Here is a 20,949-nt window from a genome sequence, read left to right as displayed (position 1 = left end):
CCGCCCGGCCCCCAACACGTAATCCGCTTTTCGCAGCAGCCACCCGCGAGGGGGTCTCACCCGTTCGCCGACCTACTTGCTGGAAACGTATTTCTCGCGGCGGATCTGCGGGTTGCCCAGGCCGGCTGCCTTCAGCGCGTCGACACAGGTGTCCACCATGTCCGGGTTGCCGCACAGATAGGCGATGTCCGTGGCCGCATCCGGCGCGATGTCCGCCAGCTGCTGCTGCACATAGCCATGGCGCACGTCCGGCCCCGGCGCAGCCGGCAACTCGCGCGACAGGCACGGCACATAGCGGAAGTTCGGGTGCGCCGCCGCGAAGGCTTCGAAATCCTCGCTGTACAACAGCTCGGCCGGCGTCCGCGCACCCTGCAGCAGCACGACCTTCACCCCGCGCTCGGCCATCGCCGTTGCCAGCAGGGGCAGCATGGAGCGGTACGGGGTGACGCCGGTGCCGGTGGCGATCAGCAGGTAGCGGCCGTTATGGTCACCCGGCTGCAGGCAGAACCGGCCGTATGGGCCGCTGGCACTGAGCTGGCCGCCGATATCCAGGCCCTCGAACAGGGCCGTGGCGGCCCCGCCGGGCACGAAACTCACCGCGATATCCACCGCCTCGCCCGGCCCGAGGGCATGGTCGTGGATCGTCGCCAGCGAGTAGCTGCGCTTGGTCTCGGTGCCATCGGCGTACTGGAAGTGGACCTGGATGAACTGGCCGGGCTGGAAATCCAGCGGCTGGCCGTCATCGCGGAGGAACTGGTAATGGCCGACGGTGGGCGCCAGCATGCGGCGGTCGACCAGCTTGATGGGAAATTGGACAGGCACGGCGATGGGAACAGTGTGTAGCCGGGGCGAGCCCGTGGGGGGATCTATAATAGCCCCCCCTGAACCCCTCCATGCGCCACCTGCCGGCGCAAAGGCTTCGAGCTTGGCTTCCCTGAACAACAACGCGCCCGCCCTGCGCGTGCGCGACCTGCGCAAGACCTACGACAACGGCACCGTGGCGCTGAAGGGCGTTTCCCTGGAAGTGGCCCCGGGCGACTTCTTCGCCCTGTTGGGCCCGAACGGCGCCGGCAAGTCGACCCTGATCGGCATCGTCAGCTCACTGGTGAACCTCAGCGATGGCCAGGTGGAGGTGTTCGGCACCGACCTGGTGCGTGAGCGCAGTGCCTCGATGCGGTTGATCGGCCTGGTCCCGCAGGAGATCAACTTCAACCTGTTCGAAAAGCCGTTCGACATCCTGGTGAACTACGCCGGCTTCTACGGCGTGGACCGGGCCGAAGCGGAAAAGCGCGCCGAGGAAGAGCTCAAGCGCGCCCATCTGTGGGGCAAGGCACAGGTGATGAGCCGCACCCTGTCCGGCGGCATGAAGCGCAGGCTGATGATCGCCCGCGCGATGATGACCCGCCCGCGCCTGCTGATCCTGGATGAGCCGACCGCCGGCGTGGACATCGAGATCCGCCGCGACATGTGGCGGGTGCTGCAGGAGATCAACGTCGCCGGTACCACCATCATCCTCACCACCCACTATCTGGAAGAAGCCGAGCACCTGTGCCGCAACCTGGCCATCATCAACCACGGCCAGATCGTCACCCAGGGCCCGATGCGTGAGCTGCTGGCCAAGCTGGACGTGGAAGGCTTCCTGTTCGACATCGACGGCGTGCTGCCGGCGGAGCTGCCGCAGATCGAGGGTGCGACGCTGACCGCCACCGACGGCCACACGCTGGACATCGACATGCCACGGGCGATGGACCTCAACCGCGTGTTCGCCGCACTCAATGCGTCGGGTATCCGCGTGCGATCCATGCGCACCAAGAGCAACCGCCTGGAGGAGCTGTTCGTACGGCTCACCGGCAACCAGGAGAACGTGGCATGAGCACCACCCCGACCCCCGTACTGACCGACGGGCAACGCAACCGCATCGCGCTGGCCACCGTGGTCCGCCGCGAAGTGGCGCGCATCCTGCGCATCTGGGGTCAGACCCTGGTGCCGCCGGCAATCACCATGACCCTGTACTTCCTGATCTTCGGCGGCCTGATCGGCTCGCGCGTCGGGGAGATGGGCGGCTACAGCTACATGCAGTTCATCGTGCCAGGCCTGGTGATGATGAGCGTGATCCAGAACAGCTACGGCAACATCAGCTCGTCGTTCTTCGGGGCCAAGTTCGGCCGCCACGTGGAAGAGCTGCTGGTCAGTCCAATGCCGAACTGGGTGATCCTGTGGGGCTATGTGGCCGGTGCGGTGCTGCGCGGACTGATGGTGGGCGTGATCGTGCTGATCATCGCCATGTTCTTCACCCCCGTGCGTATCCCGCACCCGCTGGTGACGCTGACCACAGTGCTGTTGGGCGCGACGATCTTCTCGCTGGCCGGCTTCATCAATGCCGTGTACGCGAAGAAGTTCGATGACGTGGCCATCGTGCCGACCTTCATCCTGACCCCGCTGACCTACCTGGGTGGCGTGTTCTATTCGGTGAAGCTGCTGCCGGGCTGGGCCGAAGCCGCCACGCATGCCAACCCGATCTTCTACATGGTCAACGCGTTCCGCTATGGCCTGCTGGGCACCAGCGATGTGCCGCTGTGGGTGGCCTATGCGTTGATGATCGGCTTCGTGGTGGCGCTGACCTTCGTGGCCCTGTGGCTGCTGCGCCGGGGCGTCGGCCTGCGGAGCTGACGTGATGCGGTTCAGCGAACCGCATCGTATTCGATGATGAGCGTGGCGATCACGGCAGGGACAGCATGGATGACGGGTACCCGTTGTTCGTGCTGTCCTGTTGTCCTAAACGTGTCGTATGAGGATGCTCGCTACAGACAGGCTGTTGATCGCGATGTGGTGAACTACCGATATCCAGTAGCCCTCAGACCTTGTCTGTGGGGAAAGCGCCAACATTGACATGACAAAGAATCCAGGAATTACCGCTGCATAGGCTATTTGCCCCGAAAGCAACATGTGAGCTGAGGCAGCCAAGAGTGCGGTAATCAAGGAGGCCATCACGTCGCTGACGACCAGCCTCTTCACGACAAGCAGTGCGCCAAGGAGAAGCAGATTCTCCAATAGAGGAGCTGCTGTAAGCCCATAAATCATTGCGCCTACAGTGATACCGTCTTCCACGCTGCGCCACCCCCCTTCGGGAAGCGTGTGCGCGAACAGAAATTCAATTGCAGAAACTATTCCACTTGAGACTGCAAAAGAAATCGGCGCCAAAAGAATAGCGATCAATACCAATCTCCGGATGTCCCGTCTCGCAGCCAAGTGCTCGCGCCCCGCAATTGCAAAAGAAGGATGATTACAGCGACTTCTGCCATAGCTACCAAGCTCGACCGCAATGCAGAAGTCCGCTACACAGGCTACGGTCTCAAATCCTTCCCGTGAAAAACAAAAGGCCCCAGCGAATCCGCCGAGGCCCAATGCCGACCGGGAATCCCCGATCCAGGCTTCATCATAGCAACACGGCTGCGTGCACAATAGGCCAGCCAATAACATTTTCATGTTTCCCGAACCTGGAGTGACCTGCAGATGCGCATCCTGATCCTCGGCGCCGGTGGTACGGGCGGCTATTTCGGCGGACGCCTGGCCCAGGCCGGCGTGGACGTCACCTTCCTGGTGCGCCCGGCGCGTGCGGCCCAACTGCAGCGCGACGGGCTGGTGATCCGCAGCCCGCTGGGCGATGCCGCGTTCCCGGTACAGCACGTCACCGCCGAGACCCTGCCGGCGCTGGTCGCCGAGCGCCCCTTCGACCTGGTGGTGCTGAGCTGCAAGGCCTACGATCTGGACAGTGCGATCGAGGCCATCGCGCCGGCGGTCGGCACGCGCGCCAGCGTGCTGCCGATTCTCAACGGCCTGCGCCATTACGCCGCGTTGGATGCACGCTTCGGCCGCGATGCGGTGCTGGGCGGCCTGTGCTTCATCAGCGCCACCAAGGATGAAGACGGCGCCATACGGCACCTGGCCAAGGCCGCAAAGCTGACCTTCGGCGAGCGCGACGACGTCGGGCTCAGTGCGCGCGTGCTGGCGCTGGCGGCGGCCTGTGTGCAGGCCGACGTAGACCATGTCGCGAGCGAGGATATCGCCCAGGAGCAGTGGATCAAGTACACCTTCCTGACCGCGTTGGCGGCGGCCACCTGCCTGCGGCGCGCCGACATCGGCACGATCGTGGCCGGCGATGGCGGCGATGCGTTTCTGCGTGGCCTGTACGCCGAGTGCGTGGCGGTCGCCGAGGCGTCGGGTGAGCCGATCCCGGCCGCCGCGCAGGAGACCGCACTGGGCGCGTTGACCCAGCCGGGCTCCGCCCTGAAGGCGTCGATGCTGCGTGACCTGGAAGCCGGACAGCAGGTGGAAGCCGATCACATCGTGGGCGACATGGTGGCGCGTGCTCAGGCCTTCGGCCAGCCCGCGCCCCTGCTGGCAGAGGCGTACGCGCAACTGCAGGCCTATCAGGCAGAGCGCGCAGGCTGACGGCGATGCACCACGTGCGCGCCCTGCCCCGCCGGGTGCTGATCCTGGGCATGGGCTACAGCGGGCGGTTGCTGGCCACCCGGCTGCAGTCGCTTGGGGTACAGGTCAGCGGCACGGTGCGCGATCCTGCCGCCGCGCCGCTGGACGGGTTGACCCGCCATGCGCTGGTCGCTGGCCGTGATCCGGACGCGGCGCTGTTGGCCGCCGTGGATCAGGCCGACGCCGTGCTGAGCAGCGTGCCGCCCGATGCCGACGGCGACCCGGCGCTGCGCGTGCTCCACGATGCCCTGCAGGCCAGTTCGGCCCTGCGCTGGGTCGGTTATCTGTCATCGACGGGCGTGTATGCCAACCGCGATGGCGGCTGGGTCGACGCGCGGTCCGAGGCCGATGGCCGCAGCAGCGCTGCGCTGCACCGACTGCGTGCTGAAGCGCAGTGGCAGGCGTTGGCCACCGCGCGCACGCTCGATTCGGCGGTATTCCGCCTGCCTGCGTTGTATGGGCGCGGCCGCAATGCACTGGTCCAGCTGGCCGAAGGCCGCGCACGGCAGGTGCTGCGACCGGGGCTGGTGTTCAACCGCCTGCACATCGAAGATCTGGCCGCCGTCATCATCGCAGCGTTGCGGCAGCCAAGCGGGCATACGCTGTACCTGCCTGCAGACGATGAACCTTCCCCACCCCAGGACGTGCTGGCCTACGCCGCACGTCTGAGCGGGCGGTCCATGCCGCCGGCGCAGGCGTGGGACGATGCCTCGGTCAGCCCGACACTGCGCCGCTTCTACGAAAGCAACAAGCGCATCGACAGCCGCGAAACGCGTGCCCTGCTGCAGTGGCAACCCCGTTTCCCCAGCTACCGGGAAGGGCTGCGGGACGCCTGGGCACATGGCGACGGGCGTCAGTAACGCCCCGCCACGCTCGGCGGAACCTCCGCCATCACCCCGGCAGGCGGAAGAACGCCCGCGCGGCCGCCGTGGCATTCGCTGCGACGACCTCCACCGCTTCACCGCGATCCCGCGCAAGCTCTTCGACGATGTGGGCCAGATACATCGGCTCGTTGCGACGGTCCTTCGGCAACGGCTTCAGTGAACGCGGCAGAAGGTAGGGCGCGTCGGTTTCAATCATCAAGCGATTGGCCGGGATGTGCTTGACCAGATCGCGCAGGTGCGCGCCACGGCGCTCGTCGCACAGCCAGCCGGTGATGCCGATGTACCAGTCCTGGTCCAGGTAGTCGAACATTTCCTGGCGTTCGCCGGTGAAGCAATGCACTACCGCCGCGCCGATGCGGCCCTCGAAGTTCTTCATCTGCGCCATGAAATCGTCGTGCGCATCACGCTGATGCAGGAACAGCGGCTTGCGTCCGCCGTCCGCAGCGCTGACCTCCGAGGCCAGCTGCAGCTGCCGCTCGAAGGCGCGGTGCTGGGCCGGGCGCGGGGCGAAATCGCGGAAGTAATCCAGCCCGCACTCGCCCACGGCTACGACCTCGGCGTACGCGTGCAGCGCGCGCATCTCGGCATCGCATTCGTCGGTGTATTCCACCGCATGGTGGGGATGCACGCCGGCCGTGGCGTACAGGAAACCGGGATGCTGGCGGGCCAGCTGCAGGGCCAGCGGCGAGTGCTCGCGGCTGGCACCGGTGATGACCATCTGTGCCACGCCCGCCTCGCGCGCACGCGCCAGCACGGCATCGCGGTCACGGTCGAAGGAGTCATGGGTCAGGTTGGCGCCGATATCGATCAGTTGCATGGTCATCGCTGTGGGGAAAACGCCGCGCCATTGTACCCATGGCCCCGTGCGCCCTTATCCTTGCAGGATGAGTACCCCGCACTTCCCGATTTCGTCGCTGTTGCCGCAGGTGCTGGATGCGCTGGCGGCGCACCCCCGGCTGGTGCTGGAGGCCCCCCCCGGGGCCGGCAAGACCACCCAGGTACCGCTGGCGCTGCTTGATGCCCCGTGGCTGCAGGGCAGGAAGATCATCCTGCTGGAGCCGCGCCGCGTCGCGGCGCGCAGTGCCGCGCAGTTCATGGCGCGCCAACGCGGCGAGGACGTCGGTGACACGGTGGGCTACCGCATCCGCTTCGACAACAAAGTGTCGGCGCGGACGCGCATCGAGGTGGTGACCGAGGGCATCCTGACCCGCATGCTGCAGGACGACCCGATGCTGGAGGGCGTCGGCGCGATCCTGTTCGACGAATTTCATGAGCGGCATCTCAGTGGTGACCTGGGCCTGGCGCTGGCGCTGGATGTGCAGGCACAGCTGCGCGAAGACCTGCGCCTGGTGGTGATGTCGGCAACGCTGGATGGCGAACGGCTTGCCCAGTTCCTCGATGCGCCGCGTCTGTCCAGCGAGGGGCGCAGCTTTCCGGTGGAGGTCAGCCATTTCCCGGCACGCCGCGACGAACTGCTGGAACTGCAGGTCCGCCGCGCGGTGCAGCAGGCGTTGGCCAGCCATCCCGGCGATGTGCTGGTGTTCCTGCCCGGACAGCGCGAAATCCAGCGCGTACTGGCGGGTCTGCAGGACAGCGTGGACAACGGCACCGAGGTGCTGCCGCTGCACGGTGAGCTGCCGGTGGAACAACAAGGGCGCGTGCTGCAGCCCGCCACCGATGGCCGACGACGCGTGGTGCTGGCCACCAACGTAGCCGAATCATCGGTCACCCTGCCCGGGGTGCGCGTGGTGATCGACAGCGGCCTCGCACGCGAGCCGCAGTACGATCCCAACAGCGGCTTCACCCGTCTGGACGTGGTGCACATCGCGCAGGCCTCGGCCGATCAGCGCGCCGGTCGCGCCGGTCGCGTCGCCAGCGGCTGGGCGTGGCGGCTGTGGCCGCAGTCGCAGCGGCTGGAGCCCCAGCGCCGGGCAGAGATCGAACAGGTGGAACTGGCCGGCCTGGCGCTGGAGCTGGCGGCGTGGGGCAGCAGCGACCTGCGCTTCGTCGACGCGCCGCCGGCCGGACCGTTGGCCGCCGCGCGGGAGCTGCTGCAGCGCCTGGGGGCGTTGTCGTCCGGCAACGCGATCACGGCGCAGGGCCGTCGCATCCTGGCATTGGGCACACACCCGCGATTGGCCTCGATGCTGCTGGCGGCCGATACGGCAGGCGAGCAGGCGCTGGCTGCCGACGTCGCCGCGCTGCTGGAGGCGCGCGATCCGCTGCGCCAGGGCGGTGACGGGCTGGCCGCGCGCTGGCGTGCCTTGGCCGCATTCCGCGCCGGCCGCGCGCCCCACGACGCGAACCGCAGTGGGCTGGCCGCCATCGATGCGGCCGCGAAGCAATGGCGCCGACGCCTGCGCTGCAATGCCGTGCCGCCCACCAGCATCGAAGCGCATCAACTGGGCGACCTGCTGGCCCATGCGTTCCCCGACCGCATCGCGTACCGACATCCCAACGACCCGCTGCGTTACCTGCTGGCCAACGGCCGCAGCGCGCGCCTGCACGAACTCAGCGACCTGCGCGGCGAGCCGTGGCTGGTGGCCAGCGAGCTGCGCTTCGAGGCACGCGGTGATGCGTTGCTGCTGCGCGCTGCACCGGTGGATGAGCAGTACCTGCGCCGCGCATTTCCGGCGGGCTTCGTCACCGAGGACATCGTGCGCTGGGACGCCGATCGACGCGCGCTGGTCGCGCTGCGGGAAAGCCGTTTCGACCGCATCGTCTTCGACAGCCGGTCGGCGGGGCGCGTCGATCCCGCCCATGCCGCCGCCGCGCTGACCGAGGCAGTTGCCGAACTCGGGCTGCAGGCCCTGCCGTGGACCGACGGCCTGCGCCAATGGCAGGCGCGCGTGCAGGGGCTGCGCCGCTGGATGCCCGAACTCGGCTTGCCGGATGTCGGCGATGCCGCGCTGCTGGCCAGTCGCGCCACGTGGCTGCAGCCTGCCTTTCGCGGTAAGACCCGGCTGGATGCTCTGGATGAGGCCAGCTTTGGCGAGGCACTGAAAACGCCGATGGACTGGTCGCAGCGCCAGCTGGTGGAGCGCCATGCACCGACCCGCATCCGTGTGCCGTCCGGGCAGGAGCGCGCGATCAGCTACACCCTGGACAGCGAGACCGGTGAACCCGTGCCCCCGGTGCTGGCGGTGAAGCTGCAGGAGCTGTTCGGCTTGGCAGATACGCCACGGATGGCCGACAACCGTGTCGCCCTTACCTTGCATCTGCTGTCGCCGGGCGGACGTCCGCTGCAGGTCACCCAGGATCTGCGCAACTTCTGGGCGAACACCTATGCGGAGGTGAAAAAGGAGATGAAGGGACGGTATCCCCGGCATCCCTGGCCGGAGGACCCGTGGACGGCCACGGCAACGCACCGCGCCAAACCCCGCGGAACGTAACCCAGTCATCAGGAGGTGCGGGATTCCTGAATGGCGGCCATGGAGTCACGCCATCGGCCCGCTTGCCTGACATGCCGTTTACAGCGACCGCGCGACACTGGAGTCCGACCCGAGGCAAAGGACCCTACATGAGCAGACTGACCGTAATCACCGACCGTGCACTGGAACGCGCCCTTGACCTGGCCCACAGCGCCGGCGACGGCATCAAGCACGCAGGCGGCAACCTGGGCGGCAGCCTGCGTCATTTCGGGCCGACCGCTGCAGATTGGCTGAAGACCGGCGCCGCGCTGGGTGCCGTAAAGACCGGTGGCCGGATCGCGACCAAGGCCGTGCGCCGTAACCCCGCGGTGACGATCGCGGCAGCAGCGGTGGGCGTGGGCCTGCTGGGCTATGCGCTGTACCGCAAGCAGCAGAAGAAGAAGCTGGAAGGCGGTCATGTCGTCAACAGCCAGGCCAAGCGCGTGGCCGCCCGTGACCGTCGTGCCAACACGGTGGTAGACGAGCACAGCGATATCGGCAGCGATGCCTGAGCCGACGGGGTGGATCGATGATCCGCCTCCCGTTGTCCGCAACATCGCAGTGACGAAGGGCGTGGTGAAAACCGCGCCCTTCGTCATTTGCGCGTCAGTCCACCTGCCGCCATTGGCCAGGCTGCAGGTCATCCAGCCGATACGGCCCAATAGCCGCCCGCACCAGCCGCAGGGTCGGCAGACCGACCGCTGCGGTCATCCGACGAACCTGACGGTTGCGCCCTTCGCGCAGGGTCACGGCCAGCCACGCGTCGGGCACGCTCTTGCGGAAACGTACCGGCGGATCGCGCGGCCACAGGGCGGGGGTGGGTATGGATACGGCGCTGGCAGGTAGCGACGGGCCATCATTGAGCACCACGCCACGCCGCAACTGGTCGAGCTGGTCGTCGGTCGGCTCCCCTTCCACCTGCACCCAGTAGGTCTTGTCGGCCTTGTGCCGTGGGTCGGTCAACCGATGCGCCAGGCCACCATCGTCGGTCAGCAGCAGCAGGCCTTCACTGTCATGGTCCAGGCGACCGGCGGCATATACCTGCGGCGGCAGGCCGAACCCGGCGAGGGTCGGGCGCGGCGGTACGCTGCGGTCAGTGAACTGGCAGAGCACGTTGAAAGGTTTGTTGAAAAGGATCAGGGCCATCGGTGCAGGGCTCGGTCCTGGCCGGCAGTGCGATGCGTGCCCGGACGGACAGCACATCCACCGGGCAGGCGTGGCAGGAGGAAAGTACGTCAAGTCTGACGCATGCCGTCCCATCCGTCACAGGGCCTGCCGGCGGAGTGCCGCGGGTGCCCGTGCAAGGCACCCGCCACATCGCGTCACCCTGGATCAGCTACGCGGCTTGATGAAGCGCAGCGTCATGCGGTCGCTCTCACCGATTGCCTTGTACTTCGCGGCGTCGGCGGCATCATGGTTGTTGGACGGTGGCAAGGTCCACACGCCGTTGGGATGATCCTTGGTGTCGCGCGGGTTGGCGTTGATCTCGCTGCTCGCGTCCAGCGTGAACCCTGCGGCCTTGGCCATGGCGATCACCTGCTGCTGTCCCACATAGCCGGTGTCATCGTCATCACCGACGTCGGCCTTCGCACGGTGCTCCACCACGCCCAGCACGCCACCCGGCTTCAGTACCTCGTAGAAGCCCTTGAACATGCCAGGCGCCTGGCCCGACTTGCGCCAGTTGTGCACGTTGCGGAAGGTCAGCACCACGTCGGCCGAACCCGGCTTGCCGAACACCGGGGCGGCCGGGTTGTAGGCGACCTCGGATGCCTTGTCGAACTGCGCCGGCGCGGCGCCGAACTTTTTCTGCAGGCCCTCGCGGCTGCGCTGCTGGTAGTCCCGTCCACGTCCTTCCGGTACGGACATCGGATCCACGACGGCGGCCACGTACTGGCCCTGCTGGCGCACCAGCGGTGCCAGGATCTCGCTGTACCAGCCGTTGCCCGGGGTGATTTCGATGACGGTGCTGGTCGGCGTCACCTTGAAGAAGGACAGCGTCTGCGCCGGATGGCGGTAGGCGTCGCGGGTGATGTTGGCCGGATCGCGCGTAGCGGACTTCACCGCCGCCTCGATCGCCGGGGATGCCTGCATATCCGCTGCGCCGGGGTTGGCAACAGGCGACAGGGCGTACGCCGGCGCGGCGAGCACCATGGCCAGGGCAAGGCAACAGGCAGATGCGTTCAACAGGGTTTTCATGGATCGGCTCCCGCGGATGGTGGGCGCAGACTAGCAGCCGAGGCGCTCATGGTGTTCACATAGCGTTATCGCGGCGCACGCGTGCGCAACACAGTTTTGTGGTCACTGCCGCAGCGCGGTCATGCAACACGATCTATGCTGGATGCTCGGTTATCCAGGAGACCTTCGCATGACAGCAACCCGCGAACTCGGCCGCTCCGGCCTGCAGGTGCATCCCATCGCGTTCGGCGGCAATGTATTCGGATGGAGTGCGGATGAGAAGCAGACCTTCGCCCTGCTGGATGCGTTCGTCGATGCAGGGTTCAATCTGGTCGATACCGCCGATGCCTATTCCGCGTGGGTGCCCGGCAACCAGGGCGGTGAGTCGGAGACACTGATCGGCAGGTGGTTCGCCCGCAGCGGCAAGCGCGACAACGTCGTGCTGGCCACCAAGGTGGCGAAGTGGTCCGAGCGTCCCGGTCTGTCCCCGGACAACATCAATGCCGCGGTGGAAGACTCCCTGCGCCGCCTGCAGACCGATCACATCGACCTGTACCAGGCGCACGAGGATGACGAGTCCACACCGCTGGAATCCACGCTGGGTGCGTTCGCCCGGTTGATCGAGCAGGGCAAAGTGCATGCGATCGGTGCCTCCAACTACAGTGCATCGCGCCTTGCGGACGCCCTGGAGGTCTCGGCGAACTACCACCTGCCCCGTTATGAAAGCCTGCAGCCGGAGTACAACCTGTACGACCGGGTCGGCTACGAATCGGAACTGGAAGCGCTGGTGGAGCGCGAACAGATCGGGGTGATCAGCTATTACTCGCTGGCCAGTGGTTTCCTCAGTGGCAAGTACCGCCGCGCCGAGGATGCCGCCAAGAGCCCTGCCCGTGGCAAGAGCGTGGTTGAGAAGTATCTCAATCCGCGCGGCCAACGCATCCTGACTGCGCTGGATGACATTGCCAGTCGACATGCCGCGACGGCATCCCAGGTGGCACTGGCGTGGCTGATCGCACGCCCGTCGATCACCGCGCCGATCGTCAGCGCGACCAGCGTGGAGCAGCTGCACGACGTGCTGGCGGCGGCCCGCGTTGCCTTGTCCGTACAGGATGTCGCCGAGCTGGATCAGGCCAGCGCGCAGGGCTGAAACGCCCGCTGCAGGCCATCGCACCGCAGGCGAACCGGTGCGTGGCTCATGCTGGTTCCTCGTAGCGGGGTTGAATGGCGGCGATCTCGATCATGACCATCAAGCCGCTTCCTGCGATTGGTCATCGGCGTCCGCTGAGGTCTCCGCACGGATGAGCTCGAAGCCCTCGCCTTTCAGCAGCCAGAGCACTTCATCTTCGGCGTATCGCGTGTGGGGCCGCAGGTCATTGCGTCGCGCGAAGTCAAGGGTGTCCTCATCGTTCTCTGGCGCGAGCACCAGATTGCGCGCTCTCATGCCGCTGCGCAGGAAGTAAAGCGTGCCCGGTGTTCCATCGTGATCCACGTAGCGGACCTCATCATCCGCCCATACAAAGAGGGATCGGGGCGGCGGCGCAGGGGGTGATGCCGGCCTGTCGGTAGTGGCGGGCATCAGAGCGCAGGCGATGGCTTGCCCGCTCACCTCAACGTCGTCCTGCTGTCGGCAGGGGGCGGCCATGGCGCCGGGAATCCAGCTCATGCCGCCGCGTTCAAACCGCTCGATCAGGTCCAGAAGCAGGTATTGATCGCCGTCGTGCAGGTCGTGCAGACCCATGAGGCGACGGGTGACGGCACTCTCCGGCGACCTCAGCATCACCCTTCCCGGCACCGACGTTGAGAGTTGCAGCGGTAGCGCGCCCACCTGGCCATGCTCGTCCATGTGCACCAGGATGTCAGTGCCCAATGAAAAGCTGTTCCGGTAGAGGATGGTCGGGTCGGCCTGCCCCGGCACGTGCACGCTCCTGGCGATGAAGAAGGGCAGATCGTCGTTCAGCACCTGCGGCATGTAGCGCGCATTGCCGCACCATGTGGACTGCTCGCGAACGAAGAGGTGGCGCGCGGGCACGGCCAGTTCGGCCTCTTCACTCCCGCTGGACCCAGCGGCCGGCAAGGGCGTCGCCTCGAAACGGCAGCCGGACATCTTCTGCGCACCTTCCACCAGCGCATCGAGCGAGCTGCCCGACAGGCCGAACCCTGCGACTTCATCGTGCACGGCGTACTCGCCATCGGCCGCCGCGGTCACCTCCAGGAAACCCGCCCGCGCGCCCCGACACGGCAACGCGGCCGCGTTGATGAAGAACACGAGGAATGTTTTCTGCAGGCCGGACGGCGCGCGGTGCAGCAGCAGACGGAAACTGTTGCGGGCAAGTACCTGCTCAGAGCTGACCTGCCGCCGCTGAAGCTCGCCATCCTTGAGCACCGATACCGTCATCAGCGCGTACAGCGCATCGTCACCGAGCGCGGTGGCGTCGCGGGGCTCGCCGCGCTCGATCTGGCCCAGGCCAGTGTACTTGCTGGCCCCTGCGCGGCACTGCGCGGCGGTCAGGTCCTCATGCACCGCATGGGACTTCATCCAGCTTGCCGCCGCGTCGCGTGACGAGGGCGCGGCGTCGAACCCATCCAGGAAGTCCGCGCGCGTGCCGGGCGGCACGCAGAAAGCCGGCTGCAGCGGCAGGAAGCGCATCTTGCCAACCTGCAGGCGCGCCTCGTCGGTGTCGTGGAAGCGCAGGCAGGAAAGGGGCTCGGCTGATGGCTCGGCGGCCGGCGTGGTGTCCTGCCAAGCGGGTGGCGCGGCGGTATCGGGGGGTGCCAGCGGCATGCTGGCGTTGGTCGGCAGGATGGCCCGCAGGCCGGCGGACGGCGGCGCAGGGGTGAGGCGCGCGTTGCGGTTCATGGCGGGATGGCCTGACTTCGTGCCATGGGCGATCGCCTGCTTGGCCACTGCCGTGCTTTCCTTTGCGTGCGGGGGCTGTTGGCCGACGAGGCCCTGCGGGCGCCACGGCGGAAGCTGAGGATCGACCGCGCCGCGGCCGTCGCTGCCCAAGCGGCCATCCGGCCGCGCATGCCACCGGCGGTGGTGGGTGGTCCGGCTGCGGCCCGGAGGCGCAGCCGCACCGGTCCGGCCGCTACCCGCCTGCGACGCCGGTCGCGGTAGCTTTACCGGTACTTTCACCTTGACCTTCGCTACGCCGGCCTCGACGCCCTGCAGCGGCCAAGCACTTGCTGCGGTCGACGTCGGCGGGGCCGGCCCCCCTGCCAGCGATAGCAGGGCAGGCCAGCCCGTCGTTCCGACGCGCAGCAGGCCGGTGGCGTTGTGGTGTGCAGGGACGAACGCGACCGGCCTGCCCGCGGCCCGTGCGCGGCCAGACGCGATGACAGGCGGTAGTGCAGCATGCAGGCCTGCGAGCACACGCAGCCAGCGGATCCCCGCCACCAGGGCGCATCCGGAGGCCGTCCGCGGTGGCGACATGGCGGGGCGTTGGCTGGCGCACAGCAGCGCACAGGCGGCCAGGCCCAGCACGATCGGTGCGATGTCGCCGTGCGCCGGCAGCCGTTCTCCCGTGATTCGGCGCAGGCTCTCCGCCAGCGCCTGGAGCACCTGCGCAGGCACCAGCGCGGAGAACGGCAGCTGCTGCAGCGCGCTCAGTATCTGTCCCCTGCCGGCCGCAGACAGCGCCGAGAACAGCTGATACGCCTGGTAGGGCAGACTGACACCGGGAATCAGCCGTTCAGCCTGCTGCACGGCACGGGAGAAACCGAGCACGGTTCCCCAGTGGATCAGTTCGCGGCCTGCGCCGTGCAACACCGCGCGCATTTCGTTCTGCAGCGCGGCGGGCAGCACCGGCAGCGGCAGGTTGCCGACGCCGGAGACCGCACGTCCCGCCAAGCCGCCCAGCCCGTCGTGCAACGCGCGAGAGACGCTGAAGGTCATCTGCGAAGCGCAGCGGGCCTGCGCCAGCGGTGCTTCGGAACGCATGGGGGAACCCTGCCGTCGATCAACTGACGATGATGGTGCTCGCTGACGCGGCAGCGGACCACCAGGAATCGCGCGCGTCAGCCGGCGGTGTGGCGGGGCCGGCTGTCTTCGGCTACCAAGGCATGGTGGATGCCGATGCCGGCACGCACGCCCTCGGCGCTGGCCAAGGTGATGTTGCCGATCACGCTAGCGTCCCCGGCGGCATAGACGTCCGGGACACTGGTCTGCTTCTGCGCATCGACGTCGATCAGTACGCCCAGCGGGCTGTCGACCAACCGGCAGCCCAGTTGCTCGACCAGCGGCGTTGCCATGGCCTGCAGTGCAGGGGCGAACAGTGCCCGCTGGGCGCTGTGTCGGCCGTCGGCCAGCACCAGTTCGAGCCATTGCGGTTGCTCGCCCTGCACAGCGACCACCGGCGTGGTTTCGATCTGAACGCCGCGCTGCTGCAGGCTGGCCGCTTCGTCGTCGCTGATCGGCAGGCCCTGGCTGAAGAACGTGATCGTGCCCCAGTCGGCCAGCAACGCCGCCTTTGCGGCAGCACCCTCCACGCCACCCAGTACGCCGATCGCCCCGCCGCCTACTTCGTAGCCATGGCAGTAGGGGCAGTGCAGCACGGTGCTGCCCCAGCGCTCGGCCAGGCCCGGGATGTCGGGCAGCTGGTCACTGATGCCCGTCGCAAGCAGCAGCTTGCGCGCGGTGGCGAGGGTGCCGTCTGCCAAGCCCACCTGCACGCCGTCGGCGCCGACGGCAGCCTCCACCGCTTCACCGCTGAGCCAGCGCACGCTGGGGTAATCGAGCAATTGCTGGCGCGCGGTCTTCAGCAGGTCGCTGCCGGCGATGCCATCCATCCCCAGCACGCCATGCGAATGGCTGGCAAAGCGATTGCGCGGCTTGCCGGCATCGATCACCAGCACATCGCGGCGGGCACGGGCGAGCATGAGCGCGGCGGACAGGCCAGCGAAGCTACCGCCAACGATGATGACTTCAGTCTGCATGGTGCGCTCCGTGGTGGTGGTGCTGCAGGTGGCGGGCAAATTCCGCCCCCAGCGTGTCAAGCGTGGTCGAGCGCAGGCGTGCTTCCAGCAGGCGTTGTGCCTGCACGGCGCCCTCGTGCAGCGCCTGATCGACGAGCTGGCGGATCGGGCAGCCGATGCCCTCGTGCTGCACCTGGCCCTGCACCAGCGAGGGCGCGCCGACGGCAAGGTAGATGTCATGCAGCGAGATCGTTGCGGGCGGTCGGGCCAGCAGGCTGCCGCCGCCGTGGCCGCGTGCGCTGTGCACCAGGCCTGCCTGCTGCATCTGCGAAAGCAGCCGCCGGATCACCACCGGATGGGTGGGAAGGCACGTGGCCAGCTGCGTGGAGGTCATCGGCAGGGTCTGGCCCACCAGATGGGCCATGACGTGCAGGGCGTCGGACAATGGGTTGGCGGCTTTCATGTAACTACCATAGTTACATTTAATGCTGATGTCTATGGTCTTGATTCGTTCCATATACGCAGACTCAAGCGCTATCACGAAGCTTTCATCTCATTGAATGCAACACGAACCGTGACCGAATTGGCACTTAAGCGCGGCGCTGTTTGACCGATACCGAAATTCCCTTCCCGGATCAGACAGCTCATGCGCACCGCCAGCCCGGCTTCCTCCCTCCCTGCGCGTGGCATCCAGTTCAAGCTGGTCGGTGCCACGGCGCTGGGCCTGTTGCTCCTGGTCGCCAGTGCCCTGGCCGGCCTGGCGTCGGCCTGGTTTGACCTGGGTACCGCGATGCCTGCCTCTTATGCGGTGAACCGCGATGCGGAGAAGCTGCAGCGCGAGTTCCGCCTGCAGGTGCAGGAATGGAAGAACGTGCTGCTGCGCGGCAGCGACGATGCGCTGCGCGAGAAGCACACGGCCGCGCTGGTCGAAGAAGGCCGCAAGGTGCGCGATCTGGCGGCCACCGTTGGCCGTGCTGAAGATGCGACGACCCGCGAAAAGGTGGCCGCCTTCATGGCCGATCAGGACACGCTGGAGCGCGACTACCAGAGTGCACTCCAGGCCTACATTGCATCGGGTTACGACCCGACTGCCGGCGATGCGCCGGTGCGCGGGCGCGACCGGCCTTTGGCCCAGGCGCTGGATGCGCTCGCCGCACATACCGCAAAGGTCGCCGATGCGGCCATCGCCCAGCGCGCTACGGATGCGCGCGAACTTCTGGTAACCAGCGCCGTCGTGACCGTCGTCGCCGCGCTGTTGCTGCTGCTTGCCTTGGCTTGGTGGCTGCGCCGCGCCGTGGTACGCCCGGTGGCGGCGGTGGAAGCGGCCGCACGTGCAGTGGCGGCCGGCGACCTTGATTACCGGGTGCAGGTGCAGGGCAATGATGAAATCGGTCGACTGGCCAAGGCGATGCAGGACGTGCAGAGCACGCTGCGTGGCGTGCTCGCCGCGCAGGCGGAGATGGCCCGTACCCACGACGCCGGGCAGATCAGCTACCGCATGCAGGCCGACGCCTTCCCCGGCGCGTATGGGCGCATGGTCGCCGATTGCAACGCACTGGTTGCGGCCCATATCCAGGTGAAGATGCGGGTGATCGACATCGTCAGCCGCTACGCGGTGGGTGACCTGTCCGAAGACATGGACCGCCTGCCGGGCGAAAAGCAGGTGATCACCGATACGCTGGATCGGGCGAAGGTGAATCTGGGCGCGATCAATGCGCAGATCAAGCAGCTTGCCGGTGCAGCGGCGTCGGGCGACTTCAGCCAGCGGGGCGACGTGGCACGCTTCGATCATGACTTCGCCGACATGGTCGCTGGCCTCAACCAGTTGATGCAGGTGACCGACGGCAATCTGGGCCAGGTGTCGACCATGCTGCGCGCCATCGCCGATGGTGACCTGCGTGCGCGCATGCATGGCGAATTCCACGGCGTGTTCGCGCGCATCGCCGGCGATGCGAACACGACGGCGGCGCAGCTGGCCACCATCGTCGCCGACATCAAGCAGGTGGCGAACAGCGTGCAGGATGCGGCCGCCGAGATCGCCACGGGCAACAACGATCTATCGCAGCGCACCGAACAGCAGGCGGCCAATCTGGAAGAAACCGCCGCCTCGATGGAGGAACTGACGTCCACCGTTCGCCAGAACGCTGACCATGCGCGCACCGCGAACGAGCTGGCACACCGCGCCGCGACGGTCGCCTCGGAGGGCGGCGAGGTGGTTGGCCAGGTAGTGGCCACGATGAGTGGCATCGAAGCCGCTTCGCGACGCATCGCCGATATCATCACGGTGATCGACGGCATCGCGTTCCAGACCAACATCCTGGCGTTGAACGCAGCCGTGGAAGCCGCGCGCGCCGGTGACCAGGGTCGCGGCTTCGCGGTGGTGGCCAGCGAAGTACGCACGCTGGCACAACGCTCCGCTGCCGCCGCGAAGGAGATCAAAGACCTGATCGCGACCTCGGTGGACACCGTGGCCGAGGGGTCCGCACTGGTGCGTCAGGCCGGCGCCACGATGGGCGACATCGTCGCATCGGTGCAGCGGGTCACCGACATCATGGCCGACATCTCCGCAGCGTCCCAGGAACAGAGTGCCGGCATCGAACAGGTCAACCAGACCATCGTGCAGATGGACGGTGCGACCCAGCAGAATGCCGCACTGGTGGAAGAGGCCTCGGCCGCCGCCCGCAGCATGGAACAGCAGGCAGCGCGGCTGACGGACGCGGTCGGCGTGTTCACGCTGGATGCGGCGCGTCGTCCGATGGCCACCGCATAACGGCCATCGCGTCTGCTGGTCGTGCGGAGGGGTCAGGCAACGGGTACGAACGGCGCCCGTTGCATTTCCGCGGCCAGCACGTCCAGGAACGAGCGTACGCGCGCTGACACCGCCGTGTTGCGGTAGTACACCGCGTGGATGGACTGGAAGACATCAAGGGTCTGCGCCGACAACACCGGTACCAGGCTGCCGGCAGCGCGGTCGCTGTGGGTCAGGAAATCGGACAGGCAGGTGATGCCGGCGCCTTCCACCGCCAGCCGGCGCAACGTTTCGCCGCTCGACGCGGCGATGTCCGGGCGGATCCGCAGCTGCCCCTCATCATCACCGGGCACTGGCCAACGGTTGAGCGATTCAGGCTCGTTGAATCCCAGCAGGGTATGCCGCTGCAGGGCCGATAGGCTGTCCGGCATGCCGTGCCGCTGCAGATATCCCGGGCCCGCCACCAGCTGCAACCTGCACCGGCCCAGCAAGCGCGCATGCAGAGTCGAGTCGGCCAGTGGGCCGATGCGGATGGCCAGGTCGGTTCGTCGTTCCAACAGATCGATGTAGCGCTCCGAGCTGTTGACCTCCAGGGCGACGTCGGGGAATTGATCGCGATAACGGGCCACCAAGGGGGCGATGACATGCAGCACGAAGGGCATCGCCGCGTCCACGCGCAGGCGGCCGGCCGGACGCTGGCGACGCAGCGCCATCTGCTCTTCGGCCGTCTCCACCGCCTCCACGATGTGCCGCGCCTGGCGGACGAATGCCTCGCCTTCGGCGGTCAGGTGCAGCCGCCGCGTCGTGCGGGTCAGCAGCGTGGTGCCGAGCTTTTGTTCCAGGCGCGCCAGTGCGCGGCTTACCCCTGACGTGGTCTGGCCAAGCTGCTCCGCTGCCGCACTGAGGGTGCCGCAGTCGATGACCGCCAGCAGCGCCTGCATCTCATCAAGGGTCGTCTTCATGGGGCCATTATTGACCATGGCGCAAGAGTGATTGGCGTGAAGATGGCTTCCGGCGCAAAGGTACGCGGCGCAGACTGCGCTCCTTCCTCCCCGCTGGACCCTGTCATGACCCGTGGCATTCCCCTCGCCCTTCTGGCTTTGACTCTCGGCGCCTTTGCCATCGGCACCACGGAGTTCGTCATTGTCGGGCTGCTGCCCACCATCGCCGCCGACCTGCAGGTCAGCCTGCCCTCGGCAGGGCTGCTGGTGTCCCTCTACGCATTGGGGGTGGCGATCGGTGCCCCGGTGCTTACCGCGCTCACCGGCCGCGTACCGCGCAAAACCCTCCTGGTCGCCCTGATGGTGGTGTTCACCCTTGGCAACCTGGTCGCCTTCCTGGCCCCCGGTTACAGCTCACTGATCGTCGCGCGCATCCTCACGGGCCTGGCGCATGGCGTGTTCTTCTCCATCGGCTCGATCATCGCCACCTCGGTCGTGCCGAAGGAGAAGGCCGCCAGCGCGATCGCGATCATGTTCACCGGCCTGACTGTCGCCCTGGTGACCGGCGTGCCGCTGGGCACCTTCATCGGCCAGCACATGGGATGGCGTGCGACGTTCCTTGCGGTCTCCGCGCTGGGTGTCGTGGCCCTGCTGGGCAGCCTGTTGTTCGTCCCACGCAACCTGGCGCAGAGCGCGCCGGCGACGTTCCGGCAACAACTGGGGGTGCTCGCACAGCCGCGCCTGCTGCTGGTGTACGCCATGACCGCGCTGGGCTACGGCGGCACGTTCCTTTCCTTCACCTATCTCGCCCCGATCCTGCAGGATGTCACCGGCTTCTCGGCCAATGCCGTGAGCGGCGTGCTGCTGGTGTATGGCATCTCGGTGGCATTCGGCAATGTGTGGGGCGGCCGACTGGCCGACCGGCTGGGCCCGATTCCCGCGCTGAAGCGCATCTTCGCGCTGCTTGCGCTGGTGCTGCTGGTGCTGACGTTCACCGCGTACAACACCTGGCTGGTCCTGCTGACCGTGCTGGCACTGGGTGCGGTGGCGTTCGGCAACGTGCCCGGCCTGCAGGTCTACGTGGTCAAGCAGGCGCAGCGTTACGCACCGCAGGCAACGGATGTGGCGTCCGGCCTGAACATCGCCGCCTTCAACATCGGTATCGCCCTCGGCGCCTCGCTGGGCGGCCTGGTGGTGGAACACGTCGGCTTGATGCACACGCCCTGGTTGGGGGCCGTGGTGGTCCTGGGCGCGCTCGGGTTGACGGCGCTGAGCGGCCGCCTGGATCGACGTGATGGCATCGATGAGCAGGCCAACGGCATTGCCGTGGCCGCGCATTGAGCACCATCCCGCTGCCACGACGCAGCGTTGCCCGCATGCACACA

18 protein-coding genes are annotated in these 20,949 nt (G+C 67.2%); 9 read left to right on the top strand and 9 right to left on the bottom strand.

The window, feature by feature from the left end; genetic code table 11:
* Window positions 1-72: 72 nt before the first annotated feature.
* Entirely contained in the window at window positions 73-822 is a 750-nt protein-coding gene (locus tag IFT58_RS14690; protein WP_192095736.1) for an FAD-binding oxidoreductase, read from the bottom strand.
* A gap of 103 nt (window positions 823-925) precedes the next feature.
* On the opposite strand from IFT58_RS14690, the gene IFT58_RS14685 reads away from it, so the two are divergent.
* Together IFT58_RS14685 and IFT58_RS14680 are read left to right on the top strand one after the other, a co-directional pair.
* Window positions 926-1,873 (top strand): ABC transporter ATP-binding protein, encoded by a 948-nt coding sequence (locus IFT58_RS14685; RefSeq protein ID WP_192082394.1) that lies wholly within the window; start codon window positions 926-928, stop codon window positions 1,871-1,873.
* A complete protein-coding gene (locus IFT58_RS14680; protein ID WP_188325377.1) occupies window positions 1,870-2,670 on the top strand; it encodes an ABC transporter permease in 801 nt (266 codons plus the stop codon). Before IFT58_RS14685 ends, IFT58_RS14680 begins: the two co-directional genes overlap by 4 nt.
* Before the next feature lie 105 nt (window positions 2,671-2,775).
* On the opposite strand, the gene IFT58_RS14675 is transcribed toward IFT58_RS14680, so the two are convergent.
* Window positions 2,776-3,216: a hypothetical protein gene (locus IFT58_RS14675; RefSeq protein ID WP_192095734.1), complete on the bottom strand. Its 441-nt coding sequence runs from the start codon at window positions 3,214-3,216 to the stop codon at window positions 2,776-2,778.
* A gap of 297 nt (window positions 3,217-3,513) precedes the next feature.
* Here IFT58_RS14675 and panE point away from each other — a divergent pair, with 297 nt between their 5' ends.
* Window positions 3,514-4,452, top strand: a complete 939-nt coding sequence (gene panE / locus IFT58_RS14670; RefSeq protein ID WP_192095732.1) for a 2-dehydropantoate 2-reductase — start codon at window positions 3,514-3,516, stop codon at window positions 4,450-4,452.
* A gap of 5 nt (window positions 4,453-4,457) precedes the next feature.
* Window positions 4,458-5,351 (top strand): NAD-dependent epimerase/dehydratase family protein, encoded by an 894-nt coding sequence (locus IFT58_RS14665; protein ID WP_192095730.1) that lies wholly within the window; start codon window positions 4,458-4,460, stop codon window positions 5,349-5,351.
* Window positions 5,352-5,382: 31 nt separating this feature from the next.
* On the opposite strand, the gene IFT58_RS14660 is transcribed toward IFT58_RS14665, so the two are convergent.
* Window positions 5,383-6,192, bottom strand: coding sequence for a TatD family hydrolase (locus IFT58_RS14660; RefSeq protein ID WP_192095728.1), 810 nt, complete (start codon window positions 6,190-6,192; stop codon window positions 5,383-5,385).
* 67 nt (window positions 6,193-6,259) lie between these two features.
* Between IFT58_RS14660 and hrpB the strand changes: the two genes are divergently transcribed.
* Window positions 6,260-8,767 carry an ATP-dependent helicase HrpB gene (hrpB, locus tag IFT58_RS14655; RefSeq protein ID WP_192095725.1) on the top strand — a complete coding sequence of 836 codons (2,508 nt, stop codon included), beginning with the start codon at window positions 6,260-6,262 and terminating at the stop codon, window positions 8,765-8,767.
* A gap of 128 nt (window positions 8,768-8,895) precedes the next feature.
* Window positions 8,896-9,297, top strand: coding sequence for a hypothetical protein (locus IFT58_RS14650; RefSeq protein ID WP_188325382.1), 402 nt, complete (start codon window positions 8,896-8,898; stop codon window positions 9,295-9,297).
* Window positions 9,298-9,391: 94 nt separating this feature from the next.
* Here the strand turns inward: IFT58_RS14650 and IFT58_RS14645 are convergent, their stop codons facing one another.
* Both IFT58_RS14645 and IFT58_RS14640 read right to left on the bottom strand, forming a co-directional pair.
* Window positions 9,392-9,931, bottom strand: a complete 540-nt coding sequence (locus tag IFT58_RS14645; protein WP_192095723.1) for a pseudouridine synthase — start codon at window positions 9,929-9,931, stop codon at window positions 9,392-9,394.
* 186 nt (window positions 9,932-10,117) lie between these two features.
* The gene (locus tag IFT58_RS14640) at window positions 10,118-10,936 is read right to left on the bottom strand and encodes a methyltransferase (RefSeq protein ID WP_249405720.1); all 819 of its coding nucleotides are present in this window, start codon (window positions 10,934-10,936) and stop codon (window positions 10,118-10,120) included.
* Window positions 10,937-11,150: 214 nt separating this feature from the next.
* Here IFT58_RS14640 and IFT58_RS14635 point away from each other — a divergent pair, with 214 nt between their 5' ends.
* Window positions 11,151-12,107 (top strand): aldo/keto reductase, encoded by a 957-nt coding sequence (locus IFT58_RS14635; RefSeq protein ID WP_192095719.1) that lies wholly within the window; start codon window positions 11,151-11,153, stop codon window positions 12,105-12,107.
* A 99-nt stretch (window positions 12,108-12,206) separates the two neighbouring features.
* Here IFT58_RS14635 and IFT58_RS14630 read toward each other — a convergent pair whose 3' ends face one another.
* The 3 genes from IFT58_RS14630 to IFT58_RS14620 form a co-directional block, all read right to left on the bottom strand.
* On the bottom strand, window positions 12,207-14,900 hold the full coding sequence (locus IFT58_RS14630) for a hypothetical protein (RefSeq protein WP_192095717.1): 2,694 nt from the start codon (window positions 14,898-14,900) through the stop codon (window positions 12,207-12,209).
* A gap of 77 nt (window positions 14,901-14,977) precedes the next feature.
* Window positions 14,978-15,895, bottom strand: coding sequence for an NAD(P)/FAD-dependent oxidoreductase (locus IFT58_RS14625; protein ID WP_192095715.1), 918 nt, complete (start codon window positions 15,893-15,895; stop codon window positions 14,978-14,980).
* Entirely contained in the window at window positions 15,885-16,337 is a 453-nt protein-coding gene (locus IFT58_RS14620) for an Rrf2 family transcriptional regulator (protein ID WP_192095713.1), read from the bottom strand. Before IFT58_RS14620 ends, IFT58_RS14625 begins: the two co-directional genes overlap by 11 nt.
* A 183-nt stretch (window positions 16,338-16,520) precedes the next feature.
* On the opposite strand from IFT58_RS14620, the gene IFT58_RS14615 reads away from it, so the two are divergent.
* Window positions 16,521-18,644, top strand: coding sequence for a methyl-accepting chemotaxis protein (locus tag IFT58_RS14615; RefSeq protein WP_192095711.1), 2,124 nt, complete (start codon window positions 16,521-16,523; stop codon window positions 18,642-18,644).
* A gap of 32 nt (window positions 18,645-18,676) precedes the next feature.
* Here the strand turns inward: IFT58_RS14615 and IFT58_RS14610 are convergent, their stop codons facing one another.
* Window positions 18,677-19,585, bottom strand: a complete 909-nt coding sequence (locus IFT58_RS14610; protein ID WP_192095709.1) for a LysR substrate-binding domain-containing protein — start codon at window positions 19,583-19,585, stop codon at window positions 18,677-18,679.
* A gap of 105 nt (window positions 19,586-19,690) precedes the next feature.
* Here IFT58_RS14610 and IFT58_RS14605 point away from each other — a divergent pair, with 105 nt between their 5' ends.
* Complete coding sequence (locus IFT58_RS14605) at window positions 19,691-20,905, top strand: MFS transporter (RefSeq protein ID WP_192082366.1); 1,215 nt, start codon at window positions 19,691-19,693, stop codon at window positions 20,903-20,905.
* Window positions 20,906-20,949 lie beyond the last annotated feature (44 nt).

Origin of the sequence: Stenotrophomonas sp. CFBP 13718 (assembly GCF_014842145.1) — a bacterium.
In the GTDB taxonomy this organism is placed as follows: domain Bacteria; phylum Pseudomonadota; class Gammaproteobacteria; order Xanthomonadales; family Xanthomonadaceae; genus Stenotrophomonas.
This window is presented reverse-complemented; position numbering and strand designations above follow the sequence as displayed.

Bases quoted from the DNA above. Each gene is read 5' to 3' on its own strand.
- hrpB (WP_192095725.1), top strand. From the start codon at position 6,260: ATGAGTACCCCGCACTTCCCGATTTCGTCGCTGTTGCCGCAGGTGCTG.
- IFT58_RS14625 (WP_192095715.1), bottom strand. From the start codon at position 15,895: ATGCAGACTGAAGTCATCATCGTTGGCGGTAGCTTCGCTGGCCTGTCC.
- IFT58_RS14680 (WP_188325377.1), top strand. From the start codon at position 1,870: ATGAGCACCACCCCGACCCCCGTACTGACCGACGGGCAACGCAACCGC.
- IFT58_RS14640 (WP_249405720.1), bottom strand. From the start codon at position 10,936: ATGGTGCTCGCCGCGCCGGCGTACGCCCTGTCGCCTGTTGCCAACCCC.
- IFT58_RS14660 (WP_192095728.1), bottom strand. From the start codon at position 6,192: ATGCAACTGATCGATATCGGCGCCAACCTGACCCATGACTCCTTCGAC.
- IFT58_RS14645 (WP_192095723.1), bottom strand. From the start codon at position 9,931: ATGGCCCTGATCCTTTTCAACAAACCTTTCAACGTGCTCTGCCAGTTC.
- IFT58_RS14665 (WP_192095730.1), top strand. From the start codon at position 4,458: ATGCACCACGTGCGCGCCCTGCCCCGCCGGGTGCTGATCCTGGGCATG.
- IFT58_RS14605 (WP_192082366.1), top strand. From the start codon at position 19,691: ATGACCCGTGGCATTCCCCTCGCCCTTCTGGCTTTGACTCTCGGCGCC.
- IFT58_RS14630 (WP_192095717.1), bottom strand. From the start codon at position 14,900: ATGCGTTCCGAAGCACCGCTGGCGCAGGCCCGCTGCGCTTCGCAGATG.
- IFT58_RS14610 (WP_192095709.1), bottom strand. From the start codon at position 19,585: ATGAAGACGACCCTTGATGAGATGCAGGCGCTGCTGGCGGTCATCGAC.
- panE (WP_192095732.1), top strand. From the start codon at position 3,514: ATGCGCATCCTGATCCTCGGCGCCGGTGGTACGGGCGGCTATTTCGGC.
- IFT58_RS14650 (WP_188325382.1), top strand. From the start codon at position 8,896: ATGAGCAGACTGACCGTAATCACCGACCGTGCACTGGAACGCGCCCTT.
- IFT58_RS14615 (WP_192095711.1), top strand. From the start codon at position 16,521: ATGCGCACCGCCAGCCCGGCTTCCTCCCTCCCTGCGCGTGGCATCCAG.
- IFT58_RS14620 (WP_192095713.1), bottom strand. From the start codon at position 16,337: ATGAAAGCCGCCAACCCATTGTCCGACGCCCTGCACGTCATGGCCCAT.
- IFT58_RS14635 (WP_192095719.1), top strand. From the start codon at position 11,151: ATGACAGCAACCCGCGAACTCGGCCGCTCCGGCCTGCAGGTGCATCCC.